This window comes from Rhizobium sp. 05L429 (assembly GCF_056397645.1).
Genome location: NZ_JBFTNV010000013.1, coordinates 162,163 through 182,999 on the forward strand (window position 1 = coordinate 162,163; position 20,837 = coordinate 182,999).

At 60.5% G+C, this 20,837-nt stretch carries 19 protein-coding genes and 1 pseudogene; 7 read left to right on the forward strand and 13 right to left on the reverse strand.

Features of this window, described 5'->3' with window-relative positions; genetic code table 11:
* The first annotated feature begins 46 nt into the window (after nucleotides 1-46).
* The 4 genes from phnE (AC1DNW_RS16150) to AC1DNW_RS16165 all read left to right on the forward strand — a co-directional run bounded on the left by phnE (AC1DNW_RS16150) (nucleotide 47) and on the right by AC1DNW_RS16165 (nucleotide 3,770).
* Nucleotides 47-967: a phosphonate ABC transporter, permease protein PhnE gene (gene phnE / locus AC1DNW_RS16150; RefSeq protein ID WP_477853559.1), complete on the forward strand. Its 921-nt coding sequence runs from the start codon at nucleotides 47-49 to the stop codon at nucleotides 965-967.
* A gap of 3 nt (nucleotides 968-970) precedes the next feature.
* Nucleotides 971-1,825 carry a phosphonate ABC transporter, permease protein PhnE gene (gene phnE, locus AC1DNW_RS16155; protein WP_477853561.1) on the forward strand — a complete coding sequence of 285 codons (855 nt, stop codon included), beginning with the start codon at nucleotides 971-973 and terminating at the stop codon, nucleotides 1,823-1,825.
* 30 nt (nucleotides 1,826-1,855) lie between these two features.
* The gene (locus AC1DNW_RS16160) at nucleotides 1,856-2,668 is read left to right on the forward strand and encodes a PfkB family carbohydrate kinase (RefSeq protein ID WP_477853563.1); all 813 of its coding nucleotides are present in this window, start codon (nucleotides 1,856-1,858) and stop codon (nucleotides 2,666-2,668) included.
* 142 nt (nucleotides 2,669-2,810) lie between these two features.
* Nucleotides 2,811-3,770, forward strand: a complete 960-nt coding sequence (locus AC1DNW_RS16165) for a trypsin-like peptidase domain-containing protein (RefSeq protein ID WP_113296588.1) — start codon at nucleotides 2,811-2,813, stop codon at nucleotides 3,768-3,770.
* 296 nt (nucleotides 3,771-4,066) lie between these two features.
* On the opposite strand, the gene AC1DNW_RS16170 is transcribed toward AC1DNW_RS16165, so the two are convergent.
* The 5 genes from AC1DNW_RS16170 to AC1DNW_RS16190 form a co-directional block, all read right to left on the reverse strand.
* Entirely contained in the window at nucleotides 4,067-4,483 is a 417-nt protein-coding gene (locus AC1DNW_RS16170; RefSeq protein WP_113296589.1) for an organic hydroperoxide resistance protein, read from the reverse strand.
* 159 nt (nucleotides 4,484-4,642) lie between these two features.
* Nucleotides 4,643-5,968: a sensor histidine kinase gene (locus AC1DNW_RS16175; protein WP_113507087.1), complete on the reverse strand. Its 1,326-nt coding sequence runs from the start codon at nucleotides 5,966-5,968 to the stop codon at nucleotides 4,643-4,645.
* Complete coding sequence (locus AC1DNW_RS16180) at nucleotides 5,965-6,705, reverse strand: response regulator (RefSeq protein ID WP_113296591.1); 741 nt, start codon at nucleotides 6,703-6,705, stop codon at nucleotides 5,965-5,967. The genes AC1DNW_RS16175 and AC1DNW_RS16180 overlap by 4 nt, the downstream gene beginning before the upstream one ends.
* Before the next feature lie 137 nt (nucleotides 6,706-6,842).
* Nucleotides 6,843-7,883, reverse strand: a complete 1,041-nt coding sequence (locus tag AC1DNW_RS16185) for an alpha/beta fold hydrolase (protein WP_477853566.1) — start codon at nucleotides 7,881-7,883, stop codon at nucleotides 6,843-6,845.
* A gap of 137 nt (nucleotides 7,884-8,020) precedes the next feature.
* Nucleotides 8,021-8,392: a DUF488 family protein, N3 subclade gene (locus AC1DNW_RS16190; RefSeq protein WP_113507088.1), complete on the reverse strand. Its 372-nt coding sequence runs from the start codon at nucleotides 8,390-8,392 to the stop codon at nucleotides 8,021-8,023.
* 231 nt (nucleotides 8,393-8,623) lie between these two features.
* Here AC1DNW_RS16190 and AC1DNW_RS16195 point away from each other — a divergent pair, with 231 nt between their 5' ends.
* Entirely contained in the window at nucleotides 8,624-10,399 is a 1,776-nt protein-coding gene (locus AC1DNW_RS16195) for a cytochrome c biogenesis protein DipZ (RefSeq protein ID WP_113507089.1), read from the forward strand.
* A gap of 42 nt (nucleotides 10,400-10,441) precedes the next feature.
* Nucleotides 10,442-11,200, forward strand: a complete 759-nt coding sequence (locus tag AC1DNW_RS16200) for an alpha/beta hydrolase (protein ID WP_113507090.1) — start codon at nucleotides 10,442-10,444, stop codon at nucleotides 11,198-11,200.
* Nucleotides 11,201-11,232: 32 nt separating this feature from the next.
* Here AC1DNW_RS16200 and dhaL (AC1DNW_RS16205) read toward each other — a convergent pair whose 3' ends face one another.
* From dhaL (AC1DNW_RS16205) to AC1DNW_RS16240, 8 genes are all read right to left on the reverse strand, one after another.
* The gene (gene dhaL, locus AC1DNW_RS16205; RefSeq protein WP_113507091.1) at nucleotides 11,233-11,889 is read right to left on the reverse strand and encodes a dihydroxyacetone kinase subunit DhaL; all 657 of its coding nucleotides are present in this window, start codon (nucleotides 11,887-11,889) and stop codon (nucleotides 11,233-11,235) included.
* A 56-nt stretch (nucleotides 11,890-11,945) separates the two neighbouring features.
* Complete coding sequence (locus AC1DNW_RS16210; protein ID WP_477853568.1) at nucleotides 11,946-14,036, reverse strand: bifunctional sugar-binding transcriptional regulator/dihydroxyacetone kinase subunit DhaK; 2,091 nt, start codon at nucleotides 14,034-14,036, stop codon at nucleotides 11,946-11,948.
* A 151-nt stretch (nucleotides 14,037-14,187) separates the two neighbouring features.
* Nucleotides 14,188-14,835, reverse strand: coding sequence for a dihydroxyacetone kinase subunit DhaL (gene dhaL, locus AC1DNW_RS16215; RefSeq protein ID WP_477853570.1), 648 nt, complete (start codon nucleotides 14,833-14,835; stop codon nucleotides 14,188-14,190).
* Between the two features lie 14 nt (nucleotides 14,836-14,849).
* The gene (locus AC1DNW_RS16220) at nucleotides 14,850-15,845 is read right to left on the reverse strand and encodes a dihydroxyacetone kinase subunit DhaK (RefSeq protein ID WP_477853571.1); all 996 of its coding nucleotides are present in this window, start codon (nucleotides 15,843-15,845) and stop codon (nucleotides 14,850-14,852) included.
* Nucleotides 15,846-15,867: 22 nt separating this feature from the next.
* A complete protein-coding gene (locus AC1DNW_RS16225; RefSeq protein ID WP_113296599.1) occupies nucleotides 15,868-16,638 on the reverse strand; it encodes an SDR family oxidoreductase in 771 nt (256 codons plus the stop codon).
* A 59-nt stretch (nucleotides 16,639-16,697) separates the two neighbouring features.
* Complete coding sequence (locus tag AC1DNW_RS16230) at nucleotides 16,698-17,684, reverse strand: substrate-binding domain-containing protein (protein ID WP_477853573.1); 987 nt, start codon at nucleotides 17,682-17,684, stop codon at nucleotides 16,698-16,700.
* Between the two features lie 95 nt (nucleotides 17,685-17,779).
* On the reverse strand, nucleotides 17,780-18,856 hold the full coding sequence (locus AC1DNW_RS16235) for an ABC transporter permease (RefSeq protein WP_477853574.1): 1,077 nt from the start codon (nucleotides 18,854-18,856) through the stop codon (nucleotides 17,780-17,782).
* Nucleotides 18,825-20,303 (reverse strand): sugar ABC transporter ATP-binding protein, encoded by a 1,479-nt coding sequence (locus tag AC1DNW_RS16240; RefSeq protein ID WP_477853576.1) that lies wholly within the window; start codon nucleotides 20,301-20,303, stop codon nucleotides 18,825-18,827. The genes AC1DNW_RS16235 and AC1DNW_RS16240 overlap by 32 nt, the downstream gene beginning before the upstream one ends.
* Before the next feature lie 255 nt (nucleotides 20,304-20,558).
* Between AC1DNW_RS16240 and AC1DNW_RS16245 the strand changes: the two are divergent.
* Nucleotides 20,559-20,831 (forward strand): annotated as a pseudogene (locus AC1DNW_RS16245) (RpiB/LacA/LacB family sugar-phosphate isomerase); the annotation flags it as partial.
* Nucleotides 20,832-20,837 lie beyond the last annotated feature (6 nt).

The following is a 20,837-nucleotide window of genomic DNA, read 5'->3' on the forward strand; positions in this document are numbered from 1 at the left end:
GTACGGGAGCGCCGTATATCCGGCGCTCCCACGACCGGGATCCGACATGACGACAGCGACACCCTCCATTACCATCCGCCAGTTCGAGGCCGAATACCGCCTTATCCGCAGCCGCGCCAAAATCGTGCAGCTCATTTCCGTCACACTCTTTGCTGCCGCCGTCCTGCTGACCGCCTGGACGGGCGGTTTCTTCGACATGACCGAGGTCAACCTGCCCTCGGGTGAACGCATCACGACCTGGAAATTATGGGCCTCCCTGCCCCGGCTCGGCGAATATCTCTATAAGACGCTGCCACACTTGCGTATCGAAACGCTCGGTTCGGACCTTRCCGAATGGTTCTGGCGCTGGCCGGTCTGGCTCGAACTACTCGGCGAAACGATCCTGATCGCTTATGTCGCCACGTTCTTCGGCGTCCTCGGCGCCTTCATCCTCAGCTTCCCGGCMGCTCGCAACCTCAGCCCCAACAGCTTTCTGCTGATCGCCTCCCGCCGCTATCTGGAGGTCATCCGCACTGTCCCTGATATCGTCTGGGCGCTGATCTACGTCTTCTGCTTCGGCGTCGGACCGCTTGCCGGTGTGCTGGCGATTGCCACCCATGCGACGGGTTCGCTCGGCAAGCTCTATTCCGAGGTCAACGAGAATATCGACATGCGGCCGCTGGAAGGCGTCAGGGCTTCGGGGGGCACCTGGTTCCAGCAGATGCGTTATGGGGTCGTGCCGCAGGTCATCCCGAACATCATCAGCTACACGCTGCTGCGCTTCGAGATCAACGTACGCTCATCCTCGATCATCGGCTATGTCGGCGCCGGCGGCCTTGGCCAGGAGATCCGCACCGCCATGTCGCTTCAGGAATATACCGATCTCTCGGCGCTGTTTGTGATCATCCTCGTCACGGTCGTGATCATCGATTTCCTGAGCGAGAAGCTGCGTCACCGCATCATCGGCATCGAAGGCCGGAGTACCTGAGACATGACGGACACCTCTTCCCTTTCCGAGCTGCATCAGCGCGTTCCGGGCGCCTTCACCGTGGCGCCGCGCGTGCGGCTGATGCGCTATGCCGGTGCTGCAGCGCTTATCCTGCCGCTMATTGCCGGCCTCTATCTCTTCGACTTTTCGCCAACCCGTATCCTGAATGGTCTCACGCGGCTCGGCATGATCTTCTCCTTCATGTTCCCGCCCTATATCTGGACGACCTGGCAGGAATGGAGCGACGTACTCATCGGCCTTGGCCAGACGATTTCGATGGCCTTCCTCGGAACGCTGCTTGGCGCAATCATCGCCTTTCCGCTCGCGTTTCTTGGCGCGAAGAACATCATGCCGCTCGGCTGGGTGCGGCTGTCAACCCGCCGCGGTTTCGATGCACTGCGTGCCGTCGAACAGATCGTGCTTGCACTGATCTTCATCCGCGCCTTCGGCCTCGGCCCGCTTCCGGGCGTTTTCGCTATCGCCGTCTCGGAAATCGGCACCTTCGCCAAGCTCTTTTCGGAAGCGATCGAAAACACTTCGCGCAAACCCGTCGATGGTGTTCTAGCGTCAGGCGGCGGGCCTCTGCAGACCATCCGGCTTGCCATCATGCCGCAGGCTATGCCGGTGATCCTGTCGATCATGCTCTATAATTTCGAATCCAACACCCGCTCCGGCACCATCCTCGGCATTGTCGGCGCCGGTGGGATCGGCTTTCTGCTGGCGGACCGCATTGCCGCCTATCACTGGCCGGAAGCCTGGACGATCATCTTCCTGATCGTCGCTGTCGTTTATGCTATCGATCTTTCCTCCGMCTGGCTGCGCGGCAGGATCATTGGCAAGAACGACAGCGCGCGCTAAGCGGAGGAAAGGCGCGGCGAGGGAAACGGAATGGCAAGAATAATGGTGGTCGGCAATGCCAATGTCGACCGGATCTGGTGGCTCGACCGGCCGCTCGTGCCGGGTGGAAGGCTTTCCTGCCAGTCGATCGAAAAACGCTATGGTGGCGGCGGTTTCAACACCGGCCTGGTCCTGCTCGACCTCGGCCATGAGGTTGTGCTGGTCACCCGCCTTTACGACGACGATGAAGGACGCGCCTATCTGAACGATCTCGACAAGCGCGGCTTCAATACCGATTTTGTCAGCCTCGTGCCCGGCGCTACGGCAGCAGTCGATATTCTTGTCGACTCCAACGGGGAACGCACCATCATCGCGCCGGCCAGTCGCCGCCGACCAGGGATCGAGACCCTTCCATCGATCGAAGCGTCGCTCGTCTATCTCAATACACGGCAGATGAGTTCGGCCGCCTTGCGGCAGCTGGAGGATTTCGACCGGGTGGTTTCACAGTATCCGCTCTCGACCGAACGCCGGCCGGCGAATGTCCTTATCGCTTCACGCTCGGACGTGCAGGGAGCGCAAAGCGCCTGGCAGGCTGCTGCCGAAATTGCCGCGCCGCGTCTTGAAACGCTCGTACTGACGAGCGGCATGCAACCCATCGAGATCGTCAGCCAGGAGCATTCCGTTGTCGTCGAGGTGCCGCCAGCCGCCCCGGTGCGCGATACGACGGGCGCGGGAGACTATTTTGCCGGCGGTTACATCGATGCCATCGTCAGAGGTCTCGATGCCGGCGCGGCAGCGCTCGCCGCCTGTAAGATCGCCGCGTCGCGGCTTGCCACTTCCGGATATGACGGCCCTGAAGGCTAGTCCCCCACGCGGCTCTTGAAACACGGTCTCGCAAATCTCACTTGATATCCTCCATTGTTCAACTGTCGAACTGACAGCCCTTCGCTTTCAGCAATCGCTGCCGGTCCTCAACATCGACGCGTCGGGCGTCGGAGGAAATTTCATGGGATTCATTGATCGCGACATTCAGCCGTCATCCGATGCCGGGCTGCTGGATGCCTATTCCGAAACGGTGTCGAACGCCGTTGATACAGTCGGCCCGGCTGTCAGCCGTATTGAACGCGTCGGCGGGCGGGCAGGACACGGTTCCGGTTTTGCCATTTCGCCTGACGGCCTCGTCGTCACCAACAATCATGTCGTCGGCGATGCGAAAGCCGTGACCATCAAGACACCCGACGGCGCGGTTGTCGAAGGCCGCGTCCTTGGCCGCGACGAGGATACCGACCTTGCCCTCATCAGGGCCAATGACTGGTCCGGAGCCTGGGCACAGCTTGCCGACTCGAAGAAGCTGAAGCGCGGGCACATCGCTGTCGCGATCGGCAATCCGCTCGGTTTCGAATGGACGGTCACGGCGGGCGTGGTGTCTGCGCTCGGGCGCTCGATGCGCGCTGCCAGCGGACGCCTGATGGAGGATATCATCCAGACTGATGCGGCCCTCAACCCCGGTAACTCGGGCGGTCCGCTCGTCTCGTCGTCGGGTGAGGTGATCGGTGTCAACACCGCCGTCATCCAAGGGGCGCAGAGCATCGCCTTCGCCGTCGCATCCAACACCGCCAAGCATGTGGTCTCTGACATTCTGCGCTTCGGTGAGGTCCGCCGCGGATATATCGGTATTGCGGCCGATACAGTCGAGCTGCATCGGCGCATCGCGCTCGAGGCCGGCGTTTCACAACGCACGACCGTTCGCCTGCGTCGTGTCGAAGACGGCGGCCCCGCCGCACGGGCCGGTCTTCGCGAGGGTGATTATCTGCTCGCAATCGGTGGACAGCCGGTATCAGGGATCGATGATGTCGTCCGGCTTCTGGACGGGGCCACCATCGATGCCGACGTCGATGTGCTGATCTTCTCTGTCGCTGGCCGGATAGAACAACGCTCTGTTCGCCCTGCGAAACGAGCGCAGTAAATAAGCTCCACCATCAATGCGCTGGGAAAATCAGCCGTTGAAAAAGACAAGGCACCCGTTTCTCGGCGGGTGCCTTGTATGTCTGCTTCTCGCGATATCAGATCGCGATGACTATAGGAATCCAGGCGTTGCCGAGGCTGCCGCAAGCAGGCCCAGCAGCGGCGATGGTTCGCTAGAGAACACGTCGTAGATGCAGGGAGCTGCAAGAACGGTTACTGCCAAAATGCAGATGATGACCCTTTTCATCGAAACCTCCGCGGACGCAGCCGAGCTGCGCCCCATTTGCACTGAATGCCTTAGATGAGATTCAGCTCGACATTGATATTGCCACGCGTCGCCTTCGAATAGGGGCATGTCTGATGCGCTTCCTCGACCAGAGCGCGGGCCACTTCCGGCTCCAGGCCGGGCAAGCTGATGTTCAGGCGGGCCTGAAGGAAGTAGCCCTCGCCGGTCATGCCGAGATCGACTTCGGCATCGACGGCGGTATCGGCAGGAAGCCGGAACTTGCGCTTGCCGGCAGCAAGGCCCATTGCGCCGATGAAACAGGCCGACCAGCCGGCGGCGAAAAGCTGCTCGGGATTGGTGCCGGCATGGGTACTGCCGGGAGGGGACAGCTTCACATCAAGCTGTGCATCGCTGCTGCGGGCGGAGCCGTCCCGGCCGCCGGTGGTGTGGGTCTTGCCGGTGTAGAGAACCTTTTCAATCGTCGTCATGAGTGCACTCCTTGGTTCATGCCGCTCTCTGCGGCATCTTGTGACGGAGTGGTTTCTGGAGGTCTGACGTATCCCGCATGTTTCTGAAATCGGCCGAACTGTATCAAAGCGTAGCACCGGTCTATCTGGACATTTTCGCATACAAATGCCGCGAAAAAATYAGTTGGCTCGGATGGTGATTTCGGCCGCGAGCCCGCCGCCCTCGCGGTTATGGAGCCGCACCGAGCCGCCGATCGAGGCTGCCAGCTGCTGGGCGATGGCAAGGCCGAGGCCCGTGCCACCGGTCTCGCGATTGCGCGACTGCTCCAGCCGGAAGAAGGGCTGCATGGCGGCTTCGAGCATGGCATCGGGAATGCCCGGACCACGATCCATCACCGTAATGGCAATATCCCCCTCGCCTTTCCGCTCAACGCTGATTTCCGCAGCACCGGCAAATTTCAGCGCATTGTCGACGAAATTCGTGAGAATGCGGCGAAGCGCATGCGGCTTTGTCGACGCAATGCCCTGGACGATACCGACGACGCTGACAGCCTTGCCGGTGTCCTGATAGTCATAGGCGATACTGTCGATGAAGGATGAGAGGTCGATGCGCGAAAACTTCTCGCCATTGCCGTGAGCGCTGCGGGCATAGGCGATGCCGTCCTGCACGAGCCGTTCGATCTCGCTGAGATCCCTCACCAGCTTGTCTCTCTCGGGCGAATCGTCAGTCATGTCGGCGCGCAGCCGCATGCGCGTGATCGGCGTCTGCAGGTCGTGGGATATCGCCGCGAGAATCTGTACTCGCTCTTCGAGATAGTGGGCGATCCTCTCGCGCATGGCGTTGAAGGCACGCGCCGCATGCGCAACCTCGCTAGGCCCAGTCTCGGCGAGCGGCGGACCTTTCTTGTTGGGATCAAGCGCATCCGCCGCCGCCGCAAGTGCGCCAAGCGGGCGGATCGCCTGACGCACGGCAAACCATGTGCAGAGCACCAGCAAGGCCATCTGGATGGCAAGCACATAGGGCAACCATGCCGCAATCGGCATGGGAGGCCGCGGCGTGATGTCGATCGTCAGCGGGCTTCCGTCGCTCAGCGTCAGATGTGCCTGCAATCGGCTGATATCGCCTGGAATGGTTTCCATGCGGATCGGATAGTTGCCGCCGATCGCCTCTTCGATCCTGCCGCCGATTTCCCTGCCCTTGCTGGAATTGTCGGGCACGCCTGGCAGACCCGGCCCAAGTTCGAAACGATAATTGCCGCGGCTGAGACGATCGAGCAGGTCGCTGCGTTGATCCGCCGGCAGGCGGTCGAGAACGGCGATCGAGGTCGCGACATCGCTTTCGAGCGTGCCGAGCATGACGGCCTTGGCCGACATGGAACGCTCGACGAAGAGGACTGTGAAGGACAGGCCATAGGCAATCGCCAGGCCCGCCAGCAGAATGAAGAAAAGCCGAGCCCGCAGCGTGCTCGGCCAGAACCCGGAGCGAAGAGCAGCCCCCGCGCTCATGACCTGGCCTCTTCAATCTCCACCGGAACGGAAAAGACGTAACCCTCGCTGCGCACCGTCTTGATATAGGTCGGCTCGCGGGCATCATCCCCCAGTCGCTGGCGAACGCGGCTGACGAGCAGGTCGATGGAGCGGTCGAAAAGTTCCGAATCTCGACCCTGTGTGAGGTTCAGGAGTTGGTCGCGGTTGAGCACTCGCTGCGGATGGTCGATGAAGACGCGCAGCAGCCGATATTCGGCGCCGCTCAGTGCGATCTCCGTTCCTTGCCTGTCGAGAAGATGCCGGCCGACCGTATCCAGGCGCCAGTCGCCGAAGCGAAGCCACTGTCCCGCCTCCGAAATCTGCAGGTTCGGCGGCAGCGCGCGGGTGCGCCGCAAGACGGCCTTGATGCGTGCCAGCAATTCGCGCGCAGCAAAGGGTTTCGGCAAATAGTCGTCGGCGCCCATCTCCAGCCCGATGATGCGGTCCATCTCGTCGCTGCGGGCTGTAAGCATCAGGATCGGCGTTGCCTTGTGCTTGCCGGCACGCAGCTCACGACAGAGCACGAGCCCGTCATCGCCCGGCATCATGACATCGAGCACGATAAGATCGACCGTATTGCCTTCGAGAAAGCTGCGCATCTGGCGGCCATCGGCGGCGACTGACGTCCGAAGCCCGTTCTTCTTCAGATAGCTCGAAACCAGTTCGCGGATTTCACGATCGTCATCGACGATCAGGATGTGGTCGACGTGCTCCATGGCAGGACTTTCGGATCCTCTATCTGTTGGCGTGCAGCAGAATTGTTATCTCAGACGCAGACTCACTGCTTACTGTTTTGACTCTGAATTGGCTGCCGCGAAACAGAGAATTCCGTTCGCGGCAGCCAAKGCAGGCTTTAGAAGCGATCGACATCCAGGATGGCCTGCGCAAAGGCCTGCGGTGCTTCTTGCGGCAGGTTGTGGCCGATGCCGCCGGCGATGTTGCGATGCTCGTACCTGCCGGTGAACTTCTTGGCATAGGCCGAAGGCTCCGGATGCGGCGCGCCATTGGCGTCGCCTTCCATGGTGATGGTCGGTACGGTGATAACAGGAAAAGCAGCGAGCTTCTTTTCCAATGCATCATACTTCTTTTCGCCATTGGCAAGACCAAGGCGCCAGCGGTAGTTGTGGATGGTGATCGCGACATGGTCGGGGTTTTCGAAGGCTTTGGCAGAGCGGTCGAAAGTTGCGTCATCAAATTTCCACTGCGGCGAAGCAAGCTTCCAAATCAGCTTTGCGAAATCATGCCGGTTGGCTTCATACCCCTCGCGGCCGCGTTCAGTGGCGAAGTAGAACTGATACCACCAGGCCAGCTCGGCCTGCGGCGGAAGCGGCTTCTTGTTCGCCTCCTGACTGCCGATCAGATAGCCGCTGACCGAGACCAAGCCCTTGCAGCGCTCCGGCCAGACAGCGGCCAGGATGTCCGCGGTGCGGCCGCCCCAATCATAACCGCCGATCACGGCACGCTTGATGTCAAGCGCATCCATGAAGGCGATAATATCGGTGGCGATKGCAGCCTGCTGACCGTTGCGTGGTGTCTTTGCGGAGAGGAATTCGGTTGAGCCATAGCCGCGCAGATAGGGGATCAGTACCCGGTAGCCGGCATCGGCAAGCGCAGGCGCTACATCGACGAAGCTGTAGATGTCGTAGGGCCAGCCATGAAGAAGGAGAACAACTGGGCCATTTGCGGGACCGGCTTCTGCATRGCCRACATTAAGTACGCCAGCCTTGATCTGCTTCAGCGGTGCAAAGGACGTATGCGAGCCTGCCGTGATGGCGGGCGCGGTAGCCTGTGACTGGGCACCGGCGGCGCTGGTCAGGCCGAATTCGACCGCCGCCATGGTCATGGCAGCAACACCGAAAAAACGACGACGCTGAAGATTGATTTCGCTGGACATTGGCTCTCTCCGTTTCAAGTTGATGGCAAGGAAAAAACAGCGCGCATGTATCCCCGATGTTTCGGGTATCCGCTTCAATTGCATGGGAATGTAGCATCCGGCCTTCCGGATACGTTCTGATACAATTGGCTGCCTTCTCAATCGAAAATCCGTTGGATGAGGAAGTCACGGAGCACCACGGCATTGTTGTGCTCGTCATCGCTGGTGGCATAAAGCAGCGTGACCGTRCCCTTCCTTACGAAATCGGTCACGGGCTTCAGCTCTTCCTCTTTGTGCTCAAGCTCTGCGGTGTAGCGCCGGTGGAACTCCTCCCAGCGATCAGGCTGATGATTGAACCAGTGGCGCAGCTCGTTGCTTGGCGCGACATCCTTTAGCCACGCAGCCAGTGCAGCACGCTCCTTGCTGAGACCGCGCGGCCAGATGAGATCGACCAGCAGTCGGGCGCCATCCGCATCCACCCTGGCCGCATAGACCCGCTTGAGCTTTATCGTCTCAGCTCTGACTGTCATTTGATCCTCCTCATTCACCGATCATCCCTCTTCTTGCGGGATCCCGGCTGGGTGAAGCGCTTATCCATGGAAGATAGCGCAGCCCTCATCGGAGCGCTTCCTACACTTCGGTACATATTGCCGAGAAACCGGACACATCCGAGATACATCGCCTCGACCAGATTGGCGCCATCGCTGGTCGGGCCGCATCGCCCTCCAGAGCCTGACAACCCGGTATCAAAGGAAACGATGATGACGCTTCTTATCATTGCCTATCTGGGAGGGGCGCTGACCATATTCAGCCCGTGCATCCTCCCGATTCTTCCCTTCGTCTTTGCCCGCGCCGGACAACCATTCCTGCGCAGCACGCTGCCCATGCTGATCGGCATGGCCGCCACGTTTGCACTTGTGGCGACCCTTGCCGCCGTTGGCGGCAGCTGGGCGATCAACGCCAATGAATATGGCCGTCTTGCCGCGCTGGCCCTGCTTGCCGTCTTCGGCGTCGGCCTGATTTCACCGCGTATTGCAAGCTTCGTCACCCAGCCGGTCGTCAATTTCGGCAATCGCCTGCTGAACACTTCCGGCAAGACCGGTTCTGCGCCGACAACGGTGAGCGCCTTTATCCTCGGCATTGCGACTGGTCTGCTCTGGGCGCCCTGCGCCGGGCCGATCCTCGGTCTCGTGCTGACGGGGGCGGCACTTCAGGGCGCCAATCTGCAGACGACCTTCCTGCTGCTGGCCTATGCGGCGGGTGCGGCTACCTCGCTCGCAATCGCCCTCTCCGTCGGCGGCAAGATCTTTGCCGGCATGAAGAAGTCACTTGGCGTCAGCGAGCGAATTCGTCAGGGCCTTGGTGCTGCCGTGCTTGCAGGTGTCGTCGTTATCGCACTCGGTCTCGACACCGGCCTGCTGTCGCAGCTCTCCTATGCCAGCACCGCATCCTTGGAACAGGCCGTTCTCGACACCGCGAAAGTGAAGCCAACCGATGGAGCATCGTCCGAGGTAGCAAGCAACGACAAGATGATCGGYCTTGCCGATGCGAAGAAACCTTTCCATAGCGATCTGCCTGTCGAAGGCCGTGCGCCATCACTTGACGGCGCCGTCGAATGGCTGAACTCGCCACCGCTGACCATGGAACAGCTTCGTGGCAAGGTCGTACTCGTCGATTTCTGGACCTACTCCTGCATCAACTGCATCCGTACTATCCCCTATGTCCGCGCCTGGGCTGAAAAATACAAAGACCAGGGCCTGGTTGTGATCGGCGTGCATGCCCCGGAATTTGCCTTCGAAAAGAAGATCGACAATGTCAAAAAGGCCATCGGCGACTTCAACATCGGCTATCCGGTCGCAATCGACAACGACTACAAGATCTGGCGTGCCTTCGATAACAGCTACTGGCCGGCCCATTACCTGATCGACGCCAAGGGCCAGATCCGCGAACATCACTTCGGCGAAGGCAACTACCGGCAGACCGAGCAGGCGATCCAGGACCTGTTGCACGAAGCTGGCAGCGAGATGGCGACAAGCACACCGGTCGTGCCGGATGCCGAAGGCGCCGAGATGAGCCCGGACCTGAAGGACATCGGCTCCGGCGAGACCTATATCGGCTACAAGCAGGCCACCGGCTTTGCCTCCAACGAGAGCATGCGCGCCGATGCTACCAGGGACTATTCGGTCAAGCAGCCGGGTCTCAACCAGTGGGGTCTTTCGGGCAAATGGACTGTCGGCGCCGAAGAGGCGACCCTCGATCAGGCAGGCGGCGGAATCTCCTACCGCTTCAGCGCCCGCGACCTACATCTCGTTCTTGGCCCAAGTGCTGACGGCAAACCGATCCGCTTCCAGGTGACGATCGACGGCAAGGCGCCAGGCGCCGACCATGGAAGCGATATCGATGCCGATGGAAACGGAACGGTGACATCGACCAAACTCTATCAGCTCGTGCGCCAGTCCGGTGACGTGGAAGCACGCAACTTCGAGATCCATTTCCTCGATCCAGACGTCCAGGCCTACGCCTTCACATTCGGTTGACATTCGTTCTCACATTCTACTTGAACAACAGGAGCAATGACCATGAAACACAAGTATTTTTCTACTATCGCCCTTGCCTTTGCCACCAGTGCCATCGCTTTTGCTGCCCAGGCGGCCGAGGTGAAAAACATCGTCATCGTCCATGGTGCACTCGCCGATGGTTCCGGCTGGCGCAAGGCAAGCGATATCCTCGAAGGCCGCGGCTTCAACGTCACCATCGTCCAGGAACCGATCACCTCGCTTGCCGATGATGTCGCCGCAACCAACCGGGTGCTTGACCTGCAGGATGGCCCGACCCTGCTCGTCGGCCACAGCTACGGTGGCATGGTGATCACCGAAGCCGGCAACAGCCCCAATGTCGCGGGCCTGGTCTATGTCGCGGCCTTCCAGCCGGACCAGGGTGAAAGCCTCATCAGCTTGGCGAGTTCCAAGCCGGCCGGCGGCATGAATATTCGTGAGACGAAGGACGGAAAATACCTCTATCTCGACCCTGCCGCCTTTGCCAGCGACTTTGCCGCCGACCTGCCGAAGGACGAGGCTGCGTTCCTCGCAAAGTCGCAGGTCTTCGCCTCCAAGGAGGCCTTCTCGGCCAAGGTCAGCGATCCCGCCTGGAAGACAAAGAAGAGCTGGACGATCGTCGCCACCGAAGACCGTTCGATCAATCCCGACCTCGAACGCGACATGGCGAGGCGGGCAGGAAGCGATGTCACCGAGATCAAGGCAAGCCACGCCGTCTTCGCGTCTCAGCCGGAAAAGGTCGCCGATGTGATCGCGAAGGCTGCTGAGGCAGCCGGCAAGTAGTCAGGTCAAAAGCAGTGACCGGAGCCGGTGGATCACTCCACCGGCTCGTTTTCCGTGAATGTGTCCTTCATCGCCCTGATGATGATGACGGCCGATGCGGCCCCGGGGTCGATATGTCCGAGGGATCGCTCCCCAAGACGAGCGGCGCGGCCGCGGGTGGCGACCATGGAGCGCGTGGAGCGTGCACCAGTATCGGCAGCCTCGAGAATCTCGCGCCACATGTCCGAAACATTCGCCTGCCGGTCGCGGGCAGCGGCAGCGGCTTCGGTTGCCGGGATCCAGGCATCCAGCATCGTCTTGTCGCCGCGTTGGCCCTTGCCTCGGTCCCTGATCCCTGATGTCATCGCCTCGACGATTGCCGCCTGCCCGGCGGCTGACAGCGTTTCGTCCTGCTTCAGCACCTGGGCTGCCTTGCGAAAGGCCGTGGCATAGAGCGGCCCTGTCGATGCGCCGACGGCATCGAGAAAAGCGGACGCTGCGATCGAAAACACCTCCGACGGCAGCGTTTCATCGAGGTCGTGTTTTGCCAGTTCGCCATTCACCGCCTGGAAGCCAAGCGCCATGGTGATGCCATGGTCGGCATCGCCGATCGCCCCGTCCAGATCGGAGAGATGGTCTTTCTCAGCCGAAATCGCCACCGATATCCGGTGAAACATCCTGCTGAGGCTGCGGGCCGCGTTTGCCGGCATGATTATCCTCCCAATTCATGCAGCCCAGCCCCCTGGGATGCTGTCTTCCATTTTTTTCAGTTAACGACCCTGAGGAATGCCGTATCGCAGGGATGGTGCAGCATATCCGTCAGTTCCCGGTCGAGATGCAGGATCGATATGGATGCTCCGACCATGTCGAGCGATGTGCAATAATGCCCCACCCAATTGGCCTCGATCTTGATGCCCTTTGCGCTCAGCCGCTGTTCCACACGCCTGAAAAGAATATAGAGCTCCATCAGCGGCGTGCCGCCGAAGGAATTGACCAGCACGGCGACACGATCTCCCGATACAACCTTCATCTCCGAAAAAATCCTGTCCATGACGACGTCGACGACGGCATCGGCGCTCATCATCTTCTCGCGCATCACGCCAGGCTCGCCATGGATGCCCATGCCAATCTCGATGTCATCAGGGCCGATCTCGAAGTTATGGCGACGCGTCTGAGGCAGCGAACTGGGTTCAAGCGCAACACCCATGGTGAAGGTCCGTGCATTGGCCTTGAGGGTCACTGCTTCGCAGGCATCGAGCGAAAGACCGCGGTCACAGGCAGCACCGGCGACCTTGAAGATGAAGAAATTACCGGCAACGCCGCGGCGACCGTCCCGATCCTCCAACGGTGAGGAGGAGATGTCGTCGGTCGTCACGACGGTACGGACCTCGATTTTGTCCTCTGCGGCCATTTCGGCGGCCATCTCGAAATTCATGACATCGCCGGCGTAATTGCCATAGACGAAGAGTACTCCCGCTCCGCCCGATGCCGCCTTGGCGCATTGCAGGATCGGCCCCGGCGGCGGCGAGGAGAAGATATTGCCGACCGCGACCGCATCGGCGAGCCCCTTGCCGAMATAGCCGAGAAAGGCCGGTTCATGCCCCGTCCCTCCGCCGACGACCAGACCGACCTTGCCGGCTCGCGGGCCTGAACGGGCAACGAGCGCCCGATTGGAACTGTCGACCGGGCGAAGGTAATGCGCATGCGCCTTGACGACGCCGTCGAGCATTTCTTCGACGACATCGTCGGGGTCGTTCAGGAACTTCTTGATGTGGGTGCGGAAGCCAGTCAGCGGCGTGGTGATCTCGTTGTCGACCTTTGGCCGCTGCGAATGCTTCTGATCGACCTCCGTCACACCATCGGCATTGAGGATGCCCCGGCCGGTGGCGGCATCGGTAATGAGCACACTGACATAGCCGCCGCGAAGCGCAGCAAGGATGGCCGGCACCTTGTCGAAACCGCCTGCAACGGCGATGCGCATCTTGATCTTCTTCAGCAGGTCAAGGGAGATGCCGACCGTGCGGTCGTCCAGCGGCCCCGCGACAAGGCGTCCATGACCGTCGATGAAGCGGCCAGCCACCACGCCGGTCGCATCCTTGGCGAGATACTCCTGCAGGGACACGGAATCGAAAAAGCCGCTTGTGTGGATCGTGGAATTCGGCCGCATGGAGGCGATACCGAAGATCACCTTGTTTGCCTGCGAAAGCGCTTCGAATTGCCGGTCGATCAGCGGTTCACGCAAGAACACGTCGCGCACCGCAGGGCTGGAGACGATGGCGGGTGCTGCAATATTGATGAGCTTGGCATCGACGGCATCGGCAAAGGCCGCGGCGCAAAGCTCTGGCGTATAAGTGAAGGTCGCGCTCGTTCCACCCGTTGCCTGCACGACGGTCATATCCTGCAGCCCCGATATGGAGGCCTGCTCGCCGACCGCCATGATCGTACGCCCCCAGACGACCGCAAGCGTGTCGCCGGATTTCAGGATCTTCTGCAGCGCCTGGGCGCCCGCAGAGCCGAGCCGTTCGATCAATGGACGGGCATTGTCGTCGCTCGGCACGACCAGACAGTCGTGCAGCCCGAAGTGCCGCTTCAGCTCCTGAGCGATGGTCAGCGAGCTTAGCCGCGCCGGCTCGATGGAAATATTGACGATGCCGCGGGCGCGTGCATCGGCGAGGTAACTGTTCACCGTCGCCCGCGAAATACCCATCGTTTCGGCGATATCGCCCTGGGTCATGCCGTCTTCGTAGTAAAGCCAGCACGCCCATACGTAGGGATCGTCCCCGTAGCGCAACGGAATAGGCTCAGCCGCGATATCAGCCGTACCGTTCTTTCGTGCCGATGATGTCTTTGCGACCATCCTGCCTGGTTTCCCTCATCCAAATCGACGGCGAAGATGAGCGTAAAAGCTGCAGTTTTCAACATGCCCTCGCCTGATTGTTCCCGGCCGCCTCAGCGGCCGGGACGGTGATGCAAGGGAGGATCGCGGGCTCTCACCAAAGCCCGATCTGTCAAGCGGGCTGGAGCCTCGTCTCCACACCATCAGACAGCGACTTCAGGATCAATGCGCAGGAGGTTGCGCCCGCATCGAGCACGCCAAGCGAACGTTCGCCAAGGCGGCTGGCGCGACCGATCTTGGCCACGAGATCGCGCGTGCTGTCCCGTCCGGCTTCGGCTGCCGCGACAAGTGCCTCAAGCGCCTCGCCAAAGGACTTGCCATTGCCGATAGCCGCATCGAATGCGGTGATCGCCGGTACCAGCGTATCGAGCAGCGTCTTGTCGCCAACCTTGGCCGAGCCGATCGCCTTGATGCCGTCGAGGCCATTGTGCAGCATGKTGCTGAAGGTCGCGGTATCGATGGCGTCAGACTTTTCAATGGTTTCGGCGAACTGGGTGAACATGACGCCATAGAGTGGCCCCATCGACCCGCCGATCTCCGTCATCAGGACCGTGCCGAGGGTATCGAGGGCCTGCGCCAGCGACATGTCCGCCCCCTTGATGCGTTCGGCAGCCATGCCGAATCCCTTGGCCATGTTGACGCCATGGTCGCCATCACCGATCTTGCCGTCGATTTCGCTGAGGTAGGCGCGATTCTCGATGATCAGGCTCGCGACCGAGAGCACGATATCGCCAGATCCGGCATTCTGAAATTGCTGCATTCTGCCTGCCTCCTTCAGAGCATCGCCGGGCACTGAACGTCGACATCCAGTAGCCGCTTCAGTTCATCATCCAGTGCCATGACCGTCAGCGTTGCGCCGACCATTTCCAGCGACGTGAAATAGTTGCCGATGTAGACCTTGCTGATCTTCAGTCCGCGTCCGGTGATMTCAGATTCGAGCGTATCATGAAGAATGTAGAGTTCGTTGAGCGGCGTGGCGCCGAGACCAGAGACGATGATTGCCACCTCCGTTCCTGCGGCAAGCTGGTGGTCATCGAGAACGATCCTGGCCATCTCCTCGGCGACTTCCTTGGCCGATTTCAGCGGTTCGACCCGCACGCCGGGCTCGCCATGATGGCCGATGCCGACTTCCATCGTACCCGGTTCGATCACGAAATTCGGATGGCCGACGGAGGGCAGTGTGCAGGGGCCGAGGCCGACGCCGATCGAACGGCAATTATCGATCGCCTTCTGCGCGGTCGCCCGCACCTCTTCGAGGCTAGCACCTTCGGCAGCCTTAGCCGCGCCGCACTTCCACATGAAGATTTCGCCGGCAACGCCGCGGCGCTTTTCACGCTCCTCGGGGCCTGCTGAACAGACGTCGTCGTTGGCGACGACGGTGGCGATTTCGATGCCTTCCTTCGCGGCAAGCTTCATCGCCATCTTCACATTCATATTGTCGCCGGCATAGTTGCCGTAAAGGCAGACGACACCTTTGCCGCCATTCGCCTCGCGGGCGGCATCGAGGAAGCTCTTTGCGGTCGGCGAGGAAAAGAGTTCGCCAACGGCAACAGCATCCAACATATTGCGGCCAGTATAACCGATGAAGGCGGGCTCATGGCCCGAACCGCCGCCGGTGATGACGCCGACCTTGCCGGCGACCGGCGTGTGACGGGCGGTGATGACACGGGAATTTTGTGCGGATAGCCTGACGATGTCGGCATGGGCCTTGACGAAACCCTTGACCGTATCTTCGACGACCTCATCCGGATTATTGATAAACCGCTGCATTATAACTCCTATCTACTGCGCGTCAGATAATGGTGTAGCCGCCATCGACCAGAAGGTCCGCGCCATTGATCATATCGGCGCCGTTAGACGCCAGGAATACCGCCGCCGCCGCAATTTCCTCGGGGAACGCGAAGCGTCCGGATGGGATACGCTGTTTCAGCGCCTCACCGCGCGGGCCATCCCATGCCTTCCTGCCGAGATCGGTCAGGACGACGGTCGGAGAGATCGTGTTGACGTTGATGCCGTGCTTTCCCCATTCGGCAGCCAGCGTCTTGGAAAGACCGATGACGCCAAACTTCGAGGCACAATAGGCAACATGCTGATCGATGGCGACAGTGCCGGCCTGGGACGCCATATTGATGATCTTGCCGCCCCTGCCCGCCTTGATCATGGCGCGGCCGGCAGCTTGAGAAATCAAGAACGTGCCCTTGAGATTGATGGCGATGGTCTTGTCCCACGCATCAAGGCTGAGTTCCTCTGCAGGCGCGAGCATGACGACGCCGGCGCTGTTGACGGCAATGTCGATGTGACCGAACGCGGCCACCACATCGGCAACCACTTTTTCGACGGATTGCGGGTTCGATACGTCGCAGACGAATGATTTCGCCCCGTTACCGAGTTCGTCGGCCTTGGCCTTTGCGACCGATTCATTGATGTCGACCACGCCGACAATCGCGCCTTTCGCGGCCATGGCGGATGCGATGGCGCTACCGATGCCGGACGCACCGCCCGTGATCAGAGCGACCTTGCCGCTCAGGGAAAAGTTCAGATCAACCTGTTTTGAATCAGTCATGGCTTTCTTCTCAACCTGTCGGGATATGGGGCGGGATCTTCCTCCCGCCCCAGGGAGGATCACTTGCGGGTGGAAAGCAGCTTATCGACGTTTTCAGCCGTCACCGGGGTCCACGGGACATTATAGGTCTTATCCTTGCCGTCGTTCCACGGCATATCCTTGTAGGTGGTCCAGATATCGGATTCCGGCTTATAATCGCCCTTCTTGGCATTGTAGATCGCCAGATCCAGAGCGCCCTGCGCCTGGGCACGGGCATCCTGAAGGATCGAGGTCATCTCACCGGCTTTGGCAGCCCGTAGCGCATCTGTGACGCCGTCGATACCGGCGATGGCGAAGCTCTTGACGTCGAGGCCGGCAGCCTTGATCGCCTCGATGGCACCGAGCGCCATTTCATCATTCTGGCCGATAATGCCGTTGATCTGGTTCGGGTGCGACGTCAGCCAGTTTTCCATCAGTGTCTGGGCCTCGGCGCGCGACCAGTTTGCAGTCTGGTCTTCGAGAACCTTGACGTCAGGGCATTCGGCTAAAGCCTTCTTGTTGCCCTGCAGGCGTTGGATCTGTGCCGACTGGCCGACGGGACCTTCGATGATCACGACATTGCCTTTGCAGCCGATCTTGTCCAGCACGCTCTTGGCTTCGAGATAACCGGAAACCGTGTCGTCGGAACCGACATAGGACGTCAGCTGGTCGGAATTGACGCGGGTGTTGGAGCCGATGACCGGAATGCCGGCATCGACGGCGGACTGAACGGCAGATGCACCTGCGTCGACATCGATCGGCGCAAAAATGATAGCGTTGTACTTCTGCGTGATCATCGTCTTGAACTGGTCCTGCTGGACCAATGCGTCATAGCGGCCATCGAAGACCGTCAGTTCGACCTCGCCGCTCTTGACGGCCGGGTGATCCTGCAGGGCTGCGGTCCAGATCTGCATGAACTCCGCATTCAAGCCGTAGGGTGCTGCGCCGATCTTGATCTTTTCCTGGGCTGCGGCGGACGTCGCCAGCAGCGCCGTTGCCGAAGCAAGCGCAATCAGAAGCTTTCTCATTTTAATTCTCCTCCACTTTGGGTTTAGGCTGCCGGCATGGCTTGCCTGTCGGACGGGGCGAACGAAGCGCCTGCCCCGAATTTCTGCTGATGAGCTCAGGCTCCGAAATTTCGTTTCTGGTCGAGCATGACGGCGCCGACGATCAGCGCACCCTTCAGGACCTGCTGGTAGTAGGACTGGATGCCCATCAGATCGAGACCGTTGTTCATGACGCCGATGATGAGCGCGCCGATCAATGTTCCCGTCACGCGGCCAACACCGCCGGAAAGGCTCGTGCCACCGATGACGACTGCCGCGATCGCATCCAGCTCATAAGCGACGCCGGCCTGCGGCAGGCCCGAACCGGTGCGGGCGCTGAGCAGGATACCTGCAAGCCCTGCGAGGCCGCCGGAGATCACATAGACGGTGAAGCGGATACGACCCGTATTGATGCCCGAGGTCTTGGCCGCATGCGGATTGCCGCCGACGGCGTAGATATAGCGGCCGAACCGCGTACGGTTGAGGATCCACCAGGAGACCGCAAACACGACCGCAAGCACGATGACCGGAGCAGGAAGGCCGAACACATCGCCGGTGCCGATCCAGCGGAAGGCGGGTGTGAGTGCGGGAACCGGACGGCCGCCACCATAGATCAGCGTCATGCCGCGGGCAGCCGAAAGCATGCCGAGCGTGGCGACGAAGGCAGGCACCGAGAAGCGCGAGACGATCGCGCCGGAGATCGAGCCGCAGACAACACCGACCAGGACACCGACCAGCAGGCCGATAGCGACCGGATAGGGCGAACCGATGACGCCGGCCGTTTCCGAAGTGGTGGCAAAACTGGCGCTGACGATGCCGGCGAGTGCCACGACAGAACCGACCGACAGGTCGATGCCGCGCGTCAGGATCACGAAGGTCATGCCGATCGCCAGCACGCCGTTGATGGACGTCTGCAGCAGAACGTTGGAAATATTGCCGCCGGTCAGGAAGAACTCATTCGAGAACGACAGGATAACGACCAGAAGCAGGAAGGCGAGGAAGATGCCGTATTCCTGCACGATCAAACGGCGCTGCTCGGTMTTGAACCAGCCGCCCGCACTTTTGTTCTCACTCACTGACACTGCCTGCTCCTCTGCTGCCGGACGAACGCCCTGACCCTGGTCAGGTTGATAAGTGGACGAGTGATTGGGCATTCGTCTCCTCCCGGCTGTATATTCCGGCGCTCTTGCCGCCGCGCATCACCATGATGCGGTCCGACATGCCGAGAACTTCGTCGATTTCCGATGAGATCATCACCACGGTGCCGCCGCCTTCGGCGAAGTTGCAGATGATGCGATAAATTTCCCGCTTGGCGCCGACATCGACGCCGCGTGTCGGCTCATCCAGCAGCAGGACCTTGGGGTTGCGCAGGAACCATTTGCCGAGAACGACCTTTTGCTGGTTGCCGCCGGAAAGGCCTGATACCGGCATGGTGTCGCGCGCTGCCTTTATCTGAAATTGCTCGCGCATGCGCTTACTGGCATCCACTTCCTTTGCATGATCCATGGAAAAGGCTGGGCTCAGTTCAGGCAGGCTTGCCATGCAGATATTGGCGCGAACGGAATCGGAGAGATTGAGCCCCGTCTGCTTTCGATCTTCGGTTACCAGCGCGAGACCATGGGCCATCGCATCCGATGGCTTTGCAACCGAGATCGCCGCACCATCGACCGAGATGCGCCCCGCAGACGGTTTTTCGAGCCCAAAAAGGCAGTTGAAAATCTCCGTGCGCCCGGAGCCCATCAGCCCGTATATGCCGAAGATCTCGCCCTTACGGGCGGCGAAGGAAATGTCCTCGATCTTGTTCGGGCACGAAAGMGMACTGACCTCCAGACCGATCTGCGGTGTCGGCGTATTGGTCTTGACGTATTCTTCGGCAAGTTCCCGCCCGACGATCATGCGGATCAAGCTCGGCCGGTCGATCTCCGACAAGGCGCCGGCACCGACGAAGGAACCGTCGCGGAAGACCGTGTAGGAATCAGCGATCTGGAAGATTTCCGAAAGGCGGTGCGAAACGTAGACGATACCGCGTCCCTGCGCCTGCAAGCGGCGGATCGCCGCAAAGAGCTGCTGGGCCTCACGCTCGCCGATGGCCGATGTCGGTTCGTCCATGAAGATGACTTCGGCATCGTGGCTGAGCGCCTTGGCAATCTCCACCAGCTGCATCTGCGCGACCGAAAGGTTCATCATGTACTGGTTTGCACGGATATCGAATTCCAGCCCATCGAGCAGCCTCTGCGCCGCGCGGTTCATGGTGCGGAAATCGATGCCGCCGAAACGGGCTGACGGCTCGCGGCCGAGATAGATATTCTCGGCAACCGTCATGTGCGGAACCGGGCTCAGTTCCTGCTCGATGATGGCAATACCGGACGCGAGCGCATCAGCCGGCCTGGAGAAATCCACCTCCTGGCCACGCCTGCGGATCGAACCGGCATCGCGCTTGTGAATGCCCATCAGAATTTTCAGGAATGTGGACTTGCCCGCGCCATTGCCGCCGCAAAGCGCATGGACCGAGCCGGCGCGAAGTTGGAAGCGGCCGTCGCACAGGGCTGCGACACCGCCAAAGGACTTCTTGAGCCCTTCCACTTCCAGCAGAAATTCCACGTCAGTCTCCTCCACGCATACGTCTGGCGAGCAAATTCCAACGCGCCATTCGACATCAGGAAACCTCCGCCCGAATGTCGATACTGACAATATTCGACTCGCGTTCGACAAATGTCAAGCGATATGAAATCACTTAAATGTCAGGGTGCCAGAGAGCCAGGAACGGTGCCGAAAACCCAGCAATTGCGGGGCTAAGAGCGATATCACGACGGGAAAGAGGGCTTGCGGAACATCATGCTGACGTAGCGCAAAGAGATTATCGACGGCGATTATGATCGCGCCCTGCTCTTCTGCGGAACGGGCGTCGGCGTGTCGATTTCTGCTAACGAGCATCCTGGCGGCGCTGACCCACGATACCTATTCTGCCGAGCGCGCCGCCAAGTCATCACCACCGTGGATGCATGGGTGGTCGGCCCCGAACCAGCCTGAGCGATCGTCGATACCTACCTCGCCTGCAGCCTCGACCCGAATCGTCTATCGGTCGAACACGTCAAGGCAATCGAACGCCTAGATGAAGCGAAGTACTGAGTTTCG